Annotated in this window: 12 protein-coding genes and 1 pseudogene; 3 read left to right on the top strand and 10 right to left on the bottom strand. The window is 34.1% G+C overall.

The features are described from left to right. Nucleotides 1-22 precede the first annotated feature (22 nt). Both AC1VNJ_RS23845 and AC1VNJ_RS23840 read right to left on the bottom strand, forming a co-directional pair. The gene (locus AC1VNJ_RS23845) at nt 23-2,779 is read right to left on the bottom strand and encodes a sigma 54-interacting transcriptional regulator (RefSeq protein ID WP_482641374.1); all 2,757 of its coding nucleotides are present in this window, start codon (nt 2,777-2,779) and stop codon (nt 23-25) included. Between the two features lie 250 nt (nt 2,780-3,029). Further along, entirely contained in the window at nt 3,030-5,870 is a 2,841-nt protein-coding gene (locus AC1VNJ_RS23840; protein WP_482641373.1) for a discoidin domain-containing protein, read from the bottom strand. 436 nt (nt 5,871-6,306) lie between these two features. Here AC1VNJ_RS23840 and AC1VNJ_RS23835 point away from each other — a divergent pair. Beyond that, nucleotides 6,307-7,487 (top strand): annotated as a pseudogene (locus tag AC1VNJ_RS23835) (IS256 family transposase). A 336-nt stretch (nt 7,488-7,823) separates the two neighbouring features. On the opposite strand, the gene AC1VNJ_RS23830 reads toward AC1VNJ_RS23835, so the two are convergent. The 7 genes from AC1VNJ_RS23830 to AC1VNJ_RS23800 all read right to left on the bottom strand — a co-directional run bounded on the left by AC1VNJ_RS23830 (nt 7,824) and on the right by AC1VNJ_RS23800 (nt 13,817). Then, nucleotides 7,824-8,627 (bottom strand): gluconate 5-dehydrogenase, encoded by an 804-nt coding sequence (locus tag AC1VNJ_RS23830; RefSeq protein ID WP_482641372.1) that lies wholly within the window; start codon nt 8,625-8,627, stop codon nt 7,824-7,826. A 16-nt stretch (nt 8,628-8,643) separates the two neighbouring features. Beyond that, on the bottom strand, nt 8,644-9,474 hold the full coding sequence (gene kduI, locus AC1VNJ_RS23825; RefSeq protein ID WP_482641401.1) for a 5-dehydro-4-deoxy-D-glucuronate isomerase: 831 nt from the start codon (nt 9,472-9,474) through the stop codon (nt 8,644-8,646). A 19-nt stretch (nt 9,475-9,493) separates the two neighbouring features. Beyond that, the gene (locus tag AC1VNJ_RS23820; RefSeq protein WP_482641371.1) at nt 9,494-10,498 is read right to left on the bottom strand and encodes a PfkB family carbohydrate kinase; all 1,005 of its coding nucleotides are present in this window, start codon (nt 10,496-10,498) and stop codon (nt 9,494-9,496) included. 2 nt (nt 10,499-10,500) lie between these two features. Beyond that, a complete protein-coding gene (locus AC1VNJ_RS23815) occupies nt 10,501-11,148 on the bottom strand; it encodes a bifunctional 4-hydroxy-2-oxoglutarate aldolase/2-dehydro-3-deoxy-phosphogluconate aldolase (protein ID WP_482641370.1) in 648 nt (215 codons plus the stop codon). A gap of 115 nt (nt 11,149-11,263) precedes the next feature. Then, on the bottom strand, nt 11,264-12,034 hold the full coding sequence (locus AC1VNJ_RS23810) for an IclR family transcriptional regulator (protein WP_482641369.1): 771 nt from the start codon (nt 12,032-12,034) through the stop codon (nt 11,264-11,266). A gap of 217 nt (nt 12,035-12,251) precedes the next feature. After that, nucleotides 12,252-13,202, bottom strand: coding sequence for a mannose-6-phosphate isomerase, class I (manA, locus tag AC1VNJ_RS23805; RefSeq protein ID WP_482641368.1), 951 nt, complete (start codon nt 13,200-13,202; stop codon nt 12,252-12,254). A 225-nt stretch (nt 13,203-13,427) separates the two neighbouring features. Next, on the bottom strand, nt 13,428-13,817 hold the full coding sequence (locus AC1VNJ_RS23800) for a hypothetical protein (protein ID WP_482641367.1): 390 nt from the start codon (nt 13,815-13,817) through the stop codon (nt 13,428-13,430). Nucleotides 13,818-13,950: 133 nt separating this feature from the next. On the opposite strand from AC1VNJ_RS23800, the gene AC1VNJ_RS23795 reads away from it, so the two are divergent. After that, nucleotides 13,951-14,763 (top strand): group II intron maturase-specific domain-containing protein, encoded by an 813-nt coding sequence (locus AC1VNJ_RS23795; protein WP_482641366.1) that lies wholly within the window; start codon nt 13,951-13,953, stop codon nt 14,761-14,763. Between the two features lie 237 nt (nt 14,764-15,000). After that, nucleotides 15,001-15,441 carry a hypothetical protein gene (locus AC1VNJ_RS23790; RefSeq protein WP_482641365.1) on the top strand — a complete coding sequence of 147 codons (441 nt, stop codon included), beginning with the start codon at nt 15,001-15,003 and terminating at the stop codon, nt 15,439-15,441. 60 nt (nt 15,442-15,501) lie between these two features. Here the strand turns inward: AC1VNJ_RS23790 and AC1VNJ_RS23785 are convergent. Further along, a partial coding sequence (locus AC1VNJ_RS23785) for an IS3 family transposase (protein WP_482641364.1) occupies nt 15,502-15,880 on the bottom strand: 379 nt, incomplete at its 5' end.

The raw sequence follows: 15,880 nt of genomic DNA, 5'->3' as shown, positions 1-15,880 counted from the left end.
AAAAGAGTAGAGAATTTTTTCTCTACTCATCCAGAACAATATCATACAAATAATTTAATTCATCTAAACTTATTTTTATGTTATAAGCTATTTCAATGGGTTCTAATGCTTGTGAAATAATTTTAATTTGAATTTCGCTATTTTCATTCTTATTTTTGGAGCGATATTCTAACCCACCAGAATTTCTAATGGAGCGTTCAACAAGACCTGCAATATGAACATATAAAATTGCTTTTTTACTGTTTGATAATCTCACTAACAGCCGTCTCTCTAAATCGTCCATAACGTTATCTATATATGAAATTACTCTCTTTACATCTAATATTGTTATAGCAGAAACTAATCGTTCAATAGAAAGATTTCTAACAAGAGCATCATTTATAGATTTTCTCACTTCCCCATCCTCTATAACAGAGAAAATTTCATTGATTTGTTCTTCCCCTTGTCCGGATATTAAATCCTCTAAAGCAATAAATTTAATCCCTTCTACTTCCGGATTAGCTGTACCTATTATGGCTTGAACATCATATTGCTTAAATAACGAATTGTCTTTCCCATACTTTTTTATATAATTGTAATCAACTGCTTCCACCTTAAAGTTGATTTCTTTAGGAAGACTAGATTGTATAAATGTTTTCAATTGTTGAGCTGCTCCTAATCCTGTGTGACAAACCGTAATAATTAATGGGTTCTTCTCCATAACTGGGTATGCAATTTCATAAGACATAGGTAATCCAGTTGTTACCTTTTCCCCAATCACTTCAATATCCATTTCTTTACGCAGCATTTCACCCACAATTAAAGCTTGTTGAGTAGTAACATTGTTAATCATCAAAATAGGACCATTTGTATATTCAACTAGGGTTTTGCTTAGAACTGTTAATGATCCCATATCCACTAAAACAACTAAGCCCTTGCTACAATCATGAGTACTTAAATACCTTTCCATATATTCTCTAGTCTTATCTATCGACACGTTAAAAGGCATATCAAAAGCATCAAAAACATGAAAATCTAAAAATCGGTTTACTACGTCAGCAATACTGCTAGCTGTAGAAAAACCATGAGCTAAAATAACTCCATGCATATCAGGCTGTTTTATTTCCAGGTTTAAGCTTTTTAGATATAATACTAATAAGACTTTCTCTTCCTCTTCCAGAGTAACATCCAACTTTGTTTCAATTAGTTCCAATAAGGCATTCAAAAGTTTAGTTTCAACTAAGAATTGTTTAACAGTAAATTGATATAGTTTATGGACTAAGTTTTTATCGATAAGTGGAAATTCCATAGCAAAGTGGCTTCTTTGATACATATAATTGGTTAAAGCAATAATTGAGTTCCCACTAATTTTTACAAAATGATTACTTTCTAGAAAGCCAACCAATTCCTTAATTGTATTCTTTAAAAAATAAAATGAAGAATTTTGTTCTTTTTGCTCATTATTCACCAATATCTCAATAATGGTATTAGCTTCCCGAGCTAGTTGCTGAATTAAGAAATCTTTATTAAGTTTTCCTCTTTCAAACTCCTCAAACAAGCGATCATATATCTTAAAGATATTACGTATTAAACGAGTTTCGTTACTAGTTTGATTAATAAATTCATTTACTAAACTAGTAGGCAAAATAGTAATCTCTTTATTTTCTACTGTATCTATTTCTTTAATACTTAAAAATTTTGATAAAAGTTTATTATCTAGAGAATCTGAATTAATAACAATTACCTCTTTATTCGGATTTCTGCTGTACGCACTTGCACATATTAGTTTAATCATATTTTTTAACTCACCAACATTATCCTCATACGATAAAGAGAGCAGACGGTTCATTATCCAAGATGTAACTACTAACTTTTTATTCAACTTTTTACTTTCTTTAATTAGAAACGTGTAAATGAATTCTGAGAGTTCTTGCTTTGTTCTTTGATCAAGATTAGGAATATTAATAGTAATTGGAATTCGTCTTAAAAAAGTTCTTAGAAAATTCTCTTTAATATTCTCGGTTGTAGCAAAGATTAATCGTACTTTAGATGAACGTTCTTTATTATTTTCCCCTATTCGCTGAAATGTGCCTTTATCAATAAAAGTAAATAGTTTTTCCTGACTTTCAGGACCTAGGCGATGGCATTCATCGAGAAATAATATACCCCCATCTGCTGCCTCAAGAAGTCCTACGTGATTTTCATTTGCTCCAGTAAACGCTCCTTTTCTATATCCAAAAAGGATACTGCTTAAAAGTTCCTGATTATGATAGTATTGAGCACAATTCAATTCCAAAAAGGATGCACCTGTATCTACTAGTCCTTTTTGTTGGCAATATTCGAATGTCATTTTAGCCAATAAGCTTTTTCCGACACCTGTATCCCCATATAGCATAAAGGGAAGACCTGTTCCTGGATAATATATAGAGGATTTAATCTGATCAATAGCTGGCTTCAAGCTATTGTTGGCCCCAATGAATGAATCAAATGGATCTGGTGCAGCTTCCATTTTATTTATATACTGCTCATCAATCAGCAATTGAAAATTATCATAGATATCTTTTTTAGGAGTGAAAAACTTTTGGGAAAAATTTCCTCTATCAAAAAAATAGGCTGGCCTAGATTTTACTTTTAGTGCTCTCTTCTCTTTTACTAACTCATTTAAATATTGACTTGCTGTATTTCTTTGTATTCCTACATATTCCGATATTCCTTCGGCCGTCAACATTTCAACAGGATCAATAGCATTGAGCTCTTCAGTATGTAATATTAGCGCTTTCAAAATTTTTGATTTCGACATGTAATCGCCTCCATTTTATATTATAATCTATTTTTCGACACTTTCAACCAGAAGGGAATTCTGTCGTGTTTCAGTAGTTTACTATCTAATAAATTAAAATTCACATAATTATTTAGAATAAGTAAAAATTGAAACTAAAAACAAAATGAATCTTCAGTAACTAGACCGAAGATTCATTGAAAAAAGTATCACTTATTGATTCTATCTATAATCAACAACTCTATTCTTAGTAATTAAATAGTAAGAATAGCTATTGCTCCTTTCTAGTTCCCTCAATTCTAATTTCCGAATAAGAAGAGATTGAGGCTGCTGGAGAGTCAACTTGAAATTTAATATATCTAAAAGCTTCGTCTACTAATGCAGCTTTTACTGTGATTTTTTCCAGTTCGTCAGTTTTTGTAGTCATTTTCTCTGTTAACAATGTCCAATTAACGCCATCATTGGAGCCATAAACATTTGTCCCCTGTGTTCTGTTTGGAAAACCTCTTCTAGCTTGTAAAGAAAAAGATTTTGAAGCAATTCTGTATTCAGGTCCGAAATCAAAAATTATCGGGGCTTTTAAATCACCACTGAAACTTGCTGTATCAGAATCTAATAATTTCTTAATATTGTCTATACTTATTGTCGTTACTGACGAAATAATAGAATCATAAGCATAATAATCAAAGGTTCCGTCAGCAAGTGTTGGGTTTAATAGCTCTAATCCACTTATACTAGTTACCAAGTTATTAATAGCTAATTGGAATTCTACATCATTTGTATTTTCATTTATTAAGCTATCGACTGTTTCTTGTGCTTCCTCAAATTTTTGGTAGCTTAATCTAGTATAGACTTTCTCTTCATCAAATGTGGACATAACATGTTCATATGCTTGGTCTTTACTACTTGATACCACTAATTGAATAGTAATTGCGTTCATCACTTGGCCATTATCAACCAATACTGTAACCTTAATCGGTTCTTTTGTCTCTTGATCTGGCGTCCATTTTATAGTTCCGTCTTGGTTAATACTCATTCCATTTGGAGGATTAACGAGACTTATATTACTATTAGTACTTCCGCTCATATTGATCAGTTCTCTTTCAAACGGCACATTTTTAAGAAGGTAAAATGTTTGATCATTTTTTTCTGTAAATGTAGGAACATTACCATTATCAATATATTCCAGCTTATCAAAGTCCACCTGAACATCTGTATCGGAAATAACCGAATAAAAGTCTAAATTCTCCAGTTGTCTAGCTGTTCTAGAAATTTGCTTCTTACCATTTGTTGTATAAGGGATATTTTCCCATTCTCCATTTGTATTCGGTATATAGACTTCTTGGTATGCTTCATCGTAATAATTATTTCCGCTGATTAATAATTTAGCTTCTCCAGTTGAGCGTATGCGTAAAGTTAAGAAGTCATTCCCATCTCCCCTTGTCTTTATAAGAGAAGGTAATGCTATCTGATTTCCTCCACGTATCGTTTTAGTATCTTTTGGAAATAAGGTATCATAATTTGTTTCTTTAATTTCTTTTTGTGTTTTAGCCGACTTAACTCGAATGTAAGTAGAATTCCCTTCTTTTACAGAATAAGCTAAATTGTTATCTAACATAGCTGCTCTTTCACCAAATGATACAGCTGGGCTATCTATTATCTGTGACGGGACAGATAGATCTGAATCCTCATTTCTTTCGGATGGGATAGATAACCAATACTCACTACCAATCTCTGTCATTTTATTATCACTAAAACTTCCCCAAAAATTTGTTTTAGTAATTCCGTTATAGAAAATAGGTGATGTTAAATTTTTTGCCATATAACTTATTTGTGGTGCTCGTTTCTCTATTTCCTCTTTTGTCATATTTTCACTGAATCTATAAGCATCATACAGCTCGCTCATATTTAAATATAGACCTGTACGACCACGATATGCCTCAGAGACTGCCCCGCCAAAGTCTTGGTGATTTCCTAATTCAGTCCATGGGATCGTATACCCTCCCATGTATTTATATAGTTGCTCTGCACCGTCAAGTATACGATTATCTAAAAAGATATAAGGTGTTTGGGCATTAGCTGCATTAGAAACTGTTCCATTTATAGGATCAACCTTTGTTTTTTGTTGTGTTAATATCCGAGCTATACCAGTAAGATTAATAACATCTCCAGATCCATGTGCTTGATCCCGTCCCATTTCCAGATGCTGAATATATGTTTTCCCTGTAGGATTATTAGGATGACTACTAGCAATTAAATGGAATTGATTTTTCAAAGAGCCATTAATATCTGGTTTTTCCGTTGTTGCATTAACCATTGCCCATTCAACTGCCTCGTTATACCTTTCTTTGTCATTCTTAAATATATACCCAGCCATAGCCCCGATTACTGGGTATGTATGTTGATTAAAATATCGATAATTCGAATATAAAAAATTGTCAATCACTGGATCAATAAGATTCGTCGTTAATTTATTCGTATCCTCATCTGTCCAAGCGAGATTATAGTCCTTGATACCATTTTCATTGTCATCGTATTTATCACTTACGACTGTCGTATATTTTAACAGTTCGGCAGCACTAACCATATAATAAAATGGTGTACCAACATGAATATGGGCATCACCATAGTATTCATATTCATTTGGATTCATATTCTCCCATATACGAACAAGCCTTATTGCATTATATCTATATTGACTTTCCCCCGTTAAATAATACAAAACTGCCTGGGTATAAGCTCTGAAAGCATCATTGCTTAAATATACATTTCTAGAGGAATTCTTGAAAGTTGAATCCTTTGGTGTGTCAATTGTTCCATCTTTTAAGTTTGCTGATTGAAAAATAAGAGATGCATACTTGGTTTCCTTCATCGCTTTGTAATAACTCTTCCATGGGTCATTTCCTTGAAGTAACTCTTTTCTTGTATTTTCTAATTTTTTTGGATCAACACTAATTCCTGGATGAACAAATCCATCTTTCTCCTCAATAATCAATTCAACTTTTTCATTGACATTCAATTCATTTTCCATTGAGTTTGCTTTAGTTCCTCCTGTTAGCTGTACACCAATGACTATTAAAAAAGTAACAAATGGTATAATTATTTTCTTCATATTAACTCCCTTCTTTCCTCTTTCTGTTTTTTTACTTCTCAATCTTAAGATTGTTCCACCTCCTCAGAATTGTAAGCGCCATCACACTATTTAAAGAAGCAAATTCTAAGCCAATTTTTGTCGGTCTTTTAATAAGTTTTATTTTTGACATATTATTTTTCCTATTAATATACTAAGCGAATAAAGCGTCTTACGTCTAAAACACTTTTAATACCTTTGACACGTCAACAATATAATCGGATTCATCTTATATATAATTTAGAAAATGAAATATTTTTAGTTACAAAGTAACTAAAATACATCATTATCCAGCTTGATTAATAGGTCTAAATTTGAGAGCGTAAAATATCTTGTGTAAATGAATAAATACAAAAAGGAAGACCTTTTCTTGTAGAATTAAGTCACCACAACCAATTCAAAGAAAGAAGGTCTTCCTATGAATCAGTTTACAACAGATCTTGTTCAAGCTCTAGTCCAAAAAGAAGTTGTGACGGAAATTTTCCGTTCTCACTTAGAAACTGCAGTTAATACGCTCTTAGCGAGCGAATTGACAGCTTTTTTGGACTACGAAAAATATGATCGTATTGGATTTAATACCGGGAATTCACGAAATGGTTCGTACGAACGGACGCTGCACACAGAGTTTGGAGAACTTCATCTCGTTATTCCTCGTGATCGGAATGGCGACTTTAAGCAACAGACGGTGGCTCCTTATAAAAGAGCCAATGATACGCTTGAAGCGTTTGTTATTCATATGTTCCAAAAGGGTGTAACGACTGCTGAAATTGCTCATTTGATGGAGCGAATGTATGGTCACCATTACACACCTCAAACCATTTCAAATATGACAAAGGTGATGTCTGAAAAGGTATAAGCATTCCGAGATCGAACGTTGTGTGCACGCTATGCGTGCGTTTATTTAGACGCTACATATATTGCTTTAAAACGGGATGCAGTGTCTAAAGAAGCTGTCTATATTGCCGTTGGCATTCGCGAAGACGGTTCAAAAGAAGTACTTGGCTATACAATCGCTCCTAACGAATCCGCCTTTGTCTGGAAAGAACTTTTAGAAGACATCAAATCTCGTGGCGCAGAGGAGATTCTGTTGTTTATTTCCGACGGGTTAAAAGGAATCTCAGACAGTGTTTTTTCTATCTATCCAGCTTCTTCTTATCAAACATGCTGCGTCCATCTTTCACGGACGATTGCTCATAAAGTTCGTGTATCCGACCGAGCTGAAATCTGTGAAGACTTCAAATCTGTGTACCGTGCAGAAAGCCTTGAAATGGGCAACAGGCCCTACATTCGTTTACTGAAAAGTGGAAGTCAAAGTACCCAAAAGTGACAAAGCCATTGCTCAATAACTCTTATTTGTTCACGTTTTATAGCTTTCCTAAGTCTATTTGGCGCAGTATTTATTCGACCAACCTCATTGAATCTTTTAATAAACAAATCAAGAAATACAGTAAGCGTAAGGAACAATTCCCAAACGAAGAGTCACTTGAACGCTTCCTCGTTTCCCAATTTGACCAGTATAATCAGCGCTTTGCTACAAGATGTCACATTGGTTTTGATCAAGCTCGCTCAGAGCTACAAATGATGTTTAAAACAAACTAGTGAATAACGTCTACAAGAAAAGGAAATTCGTATTTACAAAAAATTATTGACGGTACCGAATTAAAATTACTTTAGGGAAAAAGGTAAATATGGTAATATAGTTATGTTTTATTAAAATCTACTATAGGAAAAAAGATTTATTACTTTTTAGGTTAGATATCAGTTAAGTAATAATATGATTTATGTTTTCAATACTTAAAAAGGCTTCCTTAATTTAAGAAGCCTGATAATCTTATAATAGTAAATAGTTGATATCTTGATAGGCTTTTAAATACTTTTCCGAAAAAAGATACAAGACATTCGCCCTGTATCTTCTTCTCACTTTATTTAAAGTTATTAAGGTTGCTTACCGATATATGCTAAAATTCCACCATCAACATAAAGTATATGTCCATTGATAAAGTTCGACGCCTCAGAAGATAAAAATACCGCTGAACCGGCAAGATCTTCAGACTCGCCCCAACGGGCCGCAGGTGTTTTTGCAATAATAAATTGATCAAATGGATGACGAGATCCATCTGCTTGTTTTTCACGCAGAGGGGCTGTTTGTGGAGTAGCAATATAACCAGGACCAATTCCATTACATTGAATATTGTATTCTCCATATTCGGACGCAATATTTTTAGTCAACATCTTTAGTCCGCCCTTAGCCGCAGCATATGCACTAACTGTTTCTCGTCCTAACTCACTCATCATAGAACAGATATTTATTATTTTACCTCCGCCGTTTTGTATCATATCTGGAATAACTGCTTTAGAAACAATAAATGGAGCATTCAGATCAACATCAACCACTTGGCGGAAATCTTCTGCAGACATTTCAATCATCGGAGTACGTTTAATAATCCCGGCATTATTAACCAAAATATGAATTGCTCCAACATCATTTTTGATTTGTTTAACCATTGCTTGAACAGCTTCTTCATTTGTTACATCACAAACATAGCCTTTAGCATTAATACCTGCTTCCTGATAATTTTCTAGACCTTGGTCAACAGATTCTTGATTTATGCTATTAAATACAATTTTTGCACCAGCTTCTGCTAATGCAGACGCAATTTCAAATCCAATCCCGTAAACTCCTCCAGTAACTAGTGCCACTTTTCCGTCTAAGCGAAATTTATCCATTTTAAATGCCATTTTATTTTCTCTCCTCTCATCTCAATTTATTCATTGGTACCATATCCATGTCTGTATATGTGATATTTTCACCACACATTGCCCAGATAAATGAGTAATTGCTTGTACCAACTCCAGAATGTATAGACCAGCTAGGTGAAATAGCTGCTTGTTCGTTATTAATTACTAAGTGTTTTGTTTCATCTGGTTTGCCCATCATATGGAAAACTCGCGTATCTTCTTCCATATCAAAGTAAACATAAGTCTCCATGCGCCGTTCATGTGTATGACTTGGCATAGTGTTCCAAGAACTGCCTGGCTCTAGGATTGTATAACCCATTTGCAATTGACAGCTTTCGCATATATTTGGATGGATGTATTGATAGATTTTACGCTCATTTAATGTTAATGCTTCACCAGTTTCCATTGGTTTGATTTTTTTAATACTTATTTTAACGTTTGGAAATTTGTGATGAGCAGGTACAGAACTGATATAAAATTTTGCTGGATTTTCTGGACTTTTTGATGAAAAAATAACATGACGAGTTTCTTTTCCAATATAATAGCCGTCCTGTTTTTCCATCTCTTCCTTTTCACCATCAATTTCTATATATCCTGGTCCACCGATATTAATTACTCCTAGTTCTCGGCGTTCCAAAAAGTATTCTACGCCTAATTCTTTATTTAAAATAACTTCCAAACTAGTTTCTGTTGGTGTTACTCCCCCGAAAATCATTCGATCATTGTGTGTATAGGTTAAACTAATTTCTCCTGGAACAAATACTTTTTCCACTAAAAATTCTTTCCTTAATTGTTGTGTAGAATAATAGCGAATATCTTCTGGACTATGTGTATAACGCGTTTCCATTTTTTTCATTTTCATTCTCCTAACGAATTATTTTTCCAGTACCAACTGATAAAAAGCTTTCGACTTCAGAAAGGCTAAATTGATTACAATCGCCATATACGGTATGTTTTAAAGCAGAAGCTGCAGTTGCAAAGTTAATAATCTCCTGTGGGCTTTTATTCTCTAAGATACCGTGAAGCACGCCTCCGCAAAAGGCATCTCCCCCGCCTACTCGGTCAACAACTGGATCAATTGAATGGATTTTGGATTCGTAATAGGCTTTGTTCATCCATAAAGTACCATTCAACTCATTAGAACTAGCGGACAATACTTTTCGTTTGGTAGAATACAAGATAGAGATATTAGGAAATCGTTTCTGAATCTCTTTATAATAGTAAATTAGTTCTTCTCCATCTCCCGTGTATTCTGGTACTTGTAAAAGGTACAAGGCATCTAGTTTTCCTGCAGAGCAATAATCCACATAAGGAAGGATGGACTTTATTGTCTCTCCTGCTTCTTGTTGTGTCCATAATTTCCCTCGATAGTTGATATCAAAGCTGATTTTACAGCCAGATCCTTTTGCAGATTCAATTAATTTAATCGTATTTTTTTTCCAATGATTAGATAACGCAGGCGTAATACCCGAAATATGGAAAATATCAATACCTTGAAAAAGCTTTTCATCTACCCATTCATTGTCAATCATTTCAGCAAAACTAGAACCTGCGCGATCATATATGACATTTGACGCCCTTTCACCAATTCCAGATTCCATATAATAAGTACCCAAACGTTGGCCTCCTGTTAATAGGAAATCAGTATGTACACCATAGCGACTTAAGTGTTTGCTAACTCCTTCGCCTAACCCGTTTTTGGGGACTTTGCTGGCGAAATAAACTTCATGTCCAAAATTAGCTAGAGATATAGATACATTAGCTTCACCACCACCATAATGTGAATGGAGATTCTCTGCCTGTGCTAGGCGAATGCCAGCATCTGTTGAAAGGCGAAGTATAATTTCACCTACCGTTACCACTTTTCCCATCCCTAAACTCCTTTAATTTGACGAAATTTTTCCATATACTTGGCAGACATCTCTGTAACTTTGTCAAAACCCCCTTGGGCTGCAGGAGCTAATAAATTGCCACCAACTCCAACAGTAACAACGCCTTCTTTAAACCAATTCTCCATATTTTCTAAACTGACACCACCAGTTGGCATTATATTTAATTGGGGCATGGGCGCTTTGAAAGCAGACACAATCCTTGGACCATATGCACTACCTGGAAATAATTTAATAATATCTACACCAGCTTTTAACGCCTCTTTCATTTCTGTAATCGTCATACAGCCTGGAAGATAAGGAATTTGATATAAATTACAAATTTCCGCCGTTTCTTTATCAAAGCTTGGGCTAACAATATATTCTGCACCAGCCATAATAGCAAGACGTGCTGTAACAGCATCTACAACTGTTCCAGCTCCAACTACAATTTCAGAATCATTCTTATAAGTGTTCACTAGTTGACTAATTGCTTGATCCGCTTTTGGAACAGTAAATGTTAACTCAATCCCTTTTATACCTCCTTTTACTACCGCATGACTCGCCTTTATAGCTTCATCATTGTCATTTCTACGAATAACAGCCACTACTCCAGCATTCATTAAGCGTTGCAAAATATTCACTTTTTTCAAAACATCACTCTTTTCTTATTTGGAAAATGTATTTTATTAAAAGGAAATTTATACTTTTATTATACATCCCATTTAATAAAATGCAAACGTTATTTCTTTCTCCAAAAAAAAATCGTCAAAACGATTTTTTATGAGCTAACGCTTGTTCTAACTCATGTTTCGTTTTGACGACAGTCTGAATGATTTTATTTTTAAATTCTTCTGTAACTCGATACTTAGGTATACTTACACTGAAGGCCCCTATAATTTTATCTCTTTTTTTCAAAGAAGCTCCTATACAAAATATATCCTTTTCCATCTCTTCATCATCATATGCAATTCCAGTTTCTCGAACTTTCTGTAATTCAGTAGATAACTTTAAAGGATTAGTAATTGTATTCTCGGTATAGGGAACTAAAGGATTACTATCTATATATTTTGCATACTCCACTTCATCAAATTCTGCGAGTACAGCTTTTCCCATTGCTGAGCTATATAAAGGCCTTGTAATACCCACTTTTGATGACATCCTAATTGTTTGATTTAACGGTTCAAGTTTATTAATATATAAAATCTCATTATCCACTAGAACACCGAGATGTATCGTTTCATCAATGGACTTTTGCAGTTTTTCTATATATGGTAAACTCAATTCCACCAACTCAATTCGGTCAATAGATTGATTGGCATAACGAATAAGTTTTGATCCTAAACGATAAGTTTTATTTTTATCCCGATTAACATACCCGATTAAGAGTAAAGTTTCCAATATCTTTAGAGATGTAGAACTAGTCATTCCTGTTCCTTGAGCTATATCTTGCAATGGCTTATTAGAGTTATCAGCAAGATAATCCATTATCTTTGCTGCTTTTAAAAGTACCGTTCCATATGGTTTAGATTTCTCCATAAAATACCTCCTTTTCTTATTAGGAAATTATATCCTATAAGTAAAAAAAAGAAAAGGAAAATAAGAGAACAATTAATAACCTTGCTTCAATAGACCATTTTTCAGGCTACTAAAATGGGCATAACAAAAAACCTTCCCTTCTACTTGAAATTGGAAGGTTTTTTTATTTTTTACTCAAACAAGTTTACGATACTGGGATAAGATTTTATAAAACATTTTATTTAATATAGGAAACAATTAATTCATTTGTCCCATATAACATAAAATCATTAATTTTATTGGGAAGTATAAAATGCTCACCTTTTTGATAAGAGAATTCTCCGGTTCTTGTTTTTAATATTCCATTTCCTTCTATAACACTACATAATAGGAAATCTTTTGTTTGTTTATGTTCACTTTCACCTTGCACTTCCCATTTTTCCACAGTAAAATACTCACATTCTACAAAAGTAGTTTTTTTAAAACCTGGCATAGTTACTACTTTTATATCCTGTTTCGTAGCAAGATGAGGAACAGTACTAACGTCAATTGACTCTTGAATATGAAGTTCTCTTTTATGCCCATCTCCATCTAAACGATCATAATCATAAACCCGATAAGTAGTATCCGAATTTTGTTGCGTTTCCAGAATTAGTATTCCCTTACCAATAGCATGTATTGTCCCACTAGGAACAAAAAAGAAATCACCTTTTTTAACAGGAACTTTATTTAATAAATTATCCCAGCGATTTTCATCAATCATCATTTTAAACTCTTCTTTAGTTTTTGCATGATGTCCAAAAACTATCTCTGCACCTTCAATACAACCCACTATATACCAGCATTCTGTTTTTCCAAGCTCTCCATTCTCATACTTCAAAGCATATTCATCATTAGGATGTACTTGAATAGAGAGATCTTGGTTAGCATCTAATAACTTAGTTAATAAAGGAAATTTGTCTCCTTCTTTATAACCAAATAATTCTTTATGCTTGCTCCATAATTCTCCTAAAGTCTTTCCTTCAAAGACCCCGCTACTAACTACACTTTGCCCATTTTGATGGGCAGCAAATGCCCAACATTCTCCAGTTGTATTAGAAGGGATATTATAGCCAAACTCTCGAAGTTTAGTTCCTCCCCATATTCTATTTTTGAATATAGGTTTAAAAAAGATAGGATCGAAATACATAAAAATCACCTTTTTCATAAAAAGTATCAAATTATTCAACTTATTCTAAGGTACTAATGACCATATCTAACTATTTTCCTATAAAGAAAATAAAGTTTATTATAAGGAAATAAAGTTGTGATTTCATTATATAATTCAAATCAAATATTGTAAAACAGTTTCTACAATAAAAAAGAAAAGCATCTATCAAAATGATAGATGCTTAAGTAAAAAACATAGACTTTACTAGTTCATTGTTTTCATTACTTCGTCTTTTGTATTGAATATAAAAATACGTTTCTCATTTTTTTTTATTTGCTTCCTTAACCCCTGTTGCTTTTTCTGCACATTTTCTTCTAGATGCATTTGAATACGATGTAAAATCTCTTTAGATAGCTTTCTTTTCTTGGAATCACGTTTCTTGTATCTTGGGGCCTCTACAATTTCTTGAATAAGTTCACCAGTATTCGCATTTTTATCTTCACTCAGTAATTTATTCTTCCTCGTCTCATACTCACGAATATACTTTCCTACTGTTTCTCGGTTAACGCCTACTAAGCTGGCAATCTTTCTCTGAGAATAACTTTCTCGTACGTGCAGTAATATAATCTCCTGTTTCTTTTTCAGCGTAATCATCTCCCCAAATCCCCCCATGAACCTACAAAATAGTCTGCATGGGTTTATTATAAACTGGCCGGATTTTCAATGACTATGCTGGCTTAGTTTTAGAGTACTAAATACACATAAGTGGATAATTAAACAAACATCTATGTTTCCAGGAAACACTCTCATCAAAAAATGGCTTAAAATGGGCTACATAGAGCAGGATATGCTTCGTGCGACGACAGAGGGAACCCCTCAAGGGGGAATTGTGTCTCCCCTTCTAGCTAATATCGCCTTATGCGGTATGGAAGAAGAAATTGGTATTGTCTATAAAAAGACATACAAATCAACAGGAGGATATAAAATCGACCCTAAATGTAAGGTAGGACGTGTTCTCTACGCTGATGACTTCGTCATCGTAACCGAAACGAAGGAACAAGCTAAAAGTATGTATCAAAATCTAATTCCTTATTTACAAAAACGAGGAATTACACTCAGCACCGATAAAACTAGGATTACACATATCGATAATGGGTTCGATTTTCTTGGCTTCTCGCTGCGTCAATACGAAATAGGACAAGGAAAGAAGTTATTCATTAAACCTAGCAAAGATAGTATTAAAAAAGCTAAAAACAAGATCAAAGATACGTTCACAAGGATGAGAGGACGACCAGTAAAAGAAATTATACGTGTCTTAAATCCTATCATTAGAGGTTACGGACAGTATTGGAAACATGTCGTTTCCAAAAAGACGTTTAGTTATATGGACCATTATGTTTTCTCTAAGCTAATCAAACATCTTAAACAATTACACCAAAAAAAGTCGTGGAAGTGGATTACTAAGCGTTATTTTAAGAAACCCAACCACGGTGGAAATAATAAATGGACTCTCACCTGTCCACTTACTAATATTCAATTGTTGAAGATGGCCTGGTTTAAAATAGAACGACACGTGATGGTAGCCTATAAGAACAGTTGAACCTAAAAGGGTATTGGGAAAAGCGAGACCGTAAGGTCTTCAATAGCGAAAATACGCTAGACAGAATGAGACTCGCAAAAAAACAAGGTTATCGTTGCGCATTATGTAAACACACTCTACAAAATGGCGAAGAAGTTACAGTGCGAAACTTAGAAACTTCTATAGGTAAAGCTGCTAAATTAGTACATGTACCATGTATTAAATAAGTTGTTCGGATAAAAAGAAGGCTTGAGCCGTATGACGGGAAATCTGTCACGTGCGGTTCTTAGGGGGGCGGGCGCTCGTGAGAGTGCCTGCCTACCCGACTTAACTTATTTTGAATATCCTTACAATAATATGGACTTTTATGGTAAAATTCTTTTTTGTGAGGAAGGTGAGAGTAAAATGGCAATAGCAATTGCATTATTGATTCTACTATTAGGTCTTATGTTTGCTCGTGGATTAAGTCAGGGAAGATCAACTAAAAGAAAATATATAGTATGGGGTACAACTACAATCTTGATAATAGCTCCATTCTTTTCATGGACCGTATCTATCCTGTTTGATATTAATCAGGGAGATGGTTTCGCAGCAGTTGGATTGATGATGTTATTGTTTCCAATTTTCTTTCTAATAGGACTCGTTACTCTCCTAATAGGAATCTTTAAAAAAGAAAGTACTAATGAATCTATTCAGTAAATAAAAAGGGACTGACCCCTGTTTTTGAGACAGGGATCAAAACACCTTTCAAACGACCAGTTACCGGTATTGTACAGGTGACTGGTTGTTTAGTTTTGTTTGAATACGGGCATTATTATAATACGTAATATAGTTTTTGACGGTTTGCTCTACGATGGTGGTCGTAGTGTATGTCAACTCGTCAAGGTAGAACGTTTCAGACTTTAGAGAGGAATGAAACGATTCGATAGAGGCATTATCTGCGGGAGTCCCTTTGCGGGACATACTCATGGTAATGTCTCTTTCTTTGATTTTTTGTTGATAAGCATACGATGTGTACACGGAACCTTGATCACTATGCAGCGTGCACCCTTCAGGTAAAGAAGGAAGTTGACTTAACGTATCTAAAACAAACGCTACGTTTTGACAATCACCAATGGAATACGCAATGATTTCTCCT

The sequence above is a fragment of the Priestia sp. 3CA3 genome (genome assembly GCF_056836725.1).
Note: the sequence above shows the minus strand (reverse complement) of the source record. Positions and strands in the feature narration are given on the sequence as shown.

Coding starts and splice junctions, on each gene's coding strand:
- AC1VNJ_RS23840 (WP_482641373.1), bottom strand. CDS start 5,870: ATGAAGAAAATAATTATACCATTTGTTACTTTTTTAATAGTCATTGGT.
- AC1VNJ_RS23820 (WP_482641371.1), bottom strand. CDS start 10,498: ATGGGAAAAGTGGTAACGGTAGGTGAAATTATACTTCGCCTTTCAACA.
- AC1VNJ_RS23800 (WP_482641367.1), bottom strand. CDS start 13,817: ATGATTACGCTGAAAAAGAAACAGGAGATTATATTACTGCACGTACGA.
- kduI (WP_482641401.1), bottom strand. CDS start 9,474: ATGGAAACGCGTTATACACATAGTCCAGAAGATATTCGCTATTATTCT.
- AC1VNJ_RS23810 (WP_482641369.1), bottom strand. CDS start 12,034: ATGGAGAAATCTAAACCATATGGAACGGTACTTTTAAAAGCAGCAAAG.
- AC1VNJ_RS23795 (WP_482641366.1), top strand. CDS start 13,951: ATGTTTCCAGGAAACACTCTCATCAAAAAATGGCTTAAAATGGGCTAC.
- AC1VNJ_RS23790 (WP_482641365.1), top strand. CDS start 15,001: ATGACGGGAAATCTGTCACGTGCGGTTCTTAGGGGGGCGGGCGCTCGT.
- manA (WP_482641368.1), bottom strand. CDS start 13,202: ATGTATTTCGATCCTATCTTTTTTAAACCTATATTCAAAAATAGAATA.
- AC1VNJ_RS23845 (WP_482641374.1), bottom strand. CDS start 2,779: ATGTCGAAATCAAAAATTTTGAAAGCGCTAATATTACATACTGAAGAG.
- AC1VNJ_RS23830 (WP_482641372.1), bottom strand. CDS start 8,627: ATGGCATTTAAAATGGATAAATTTCGCTTAGACGGAAAAGTGGCACTA.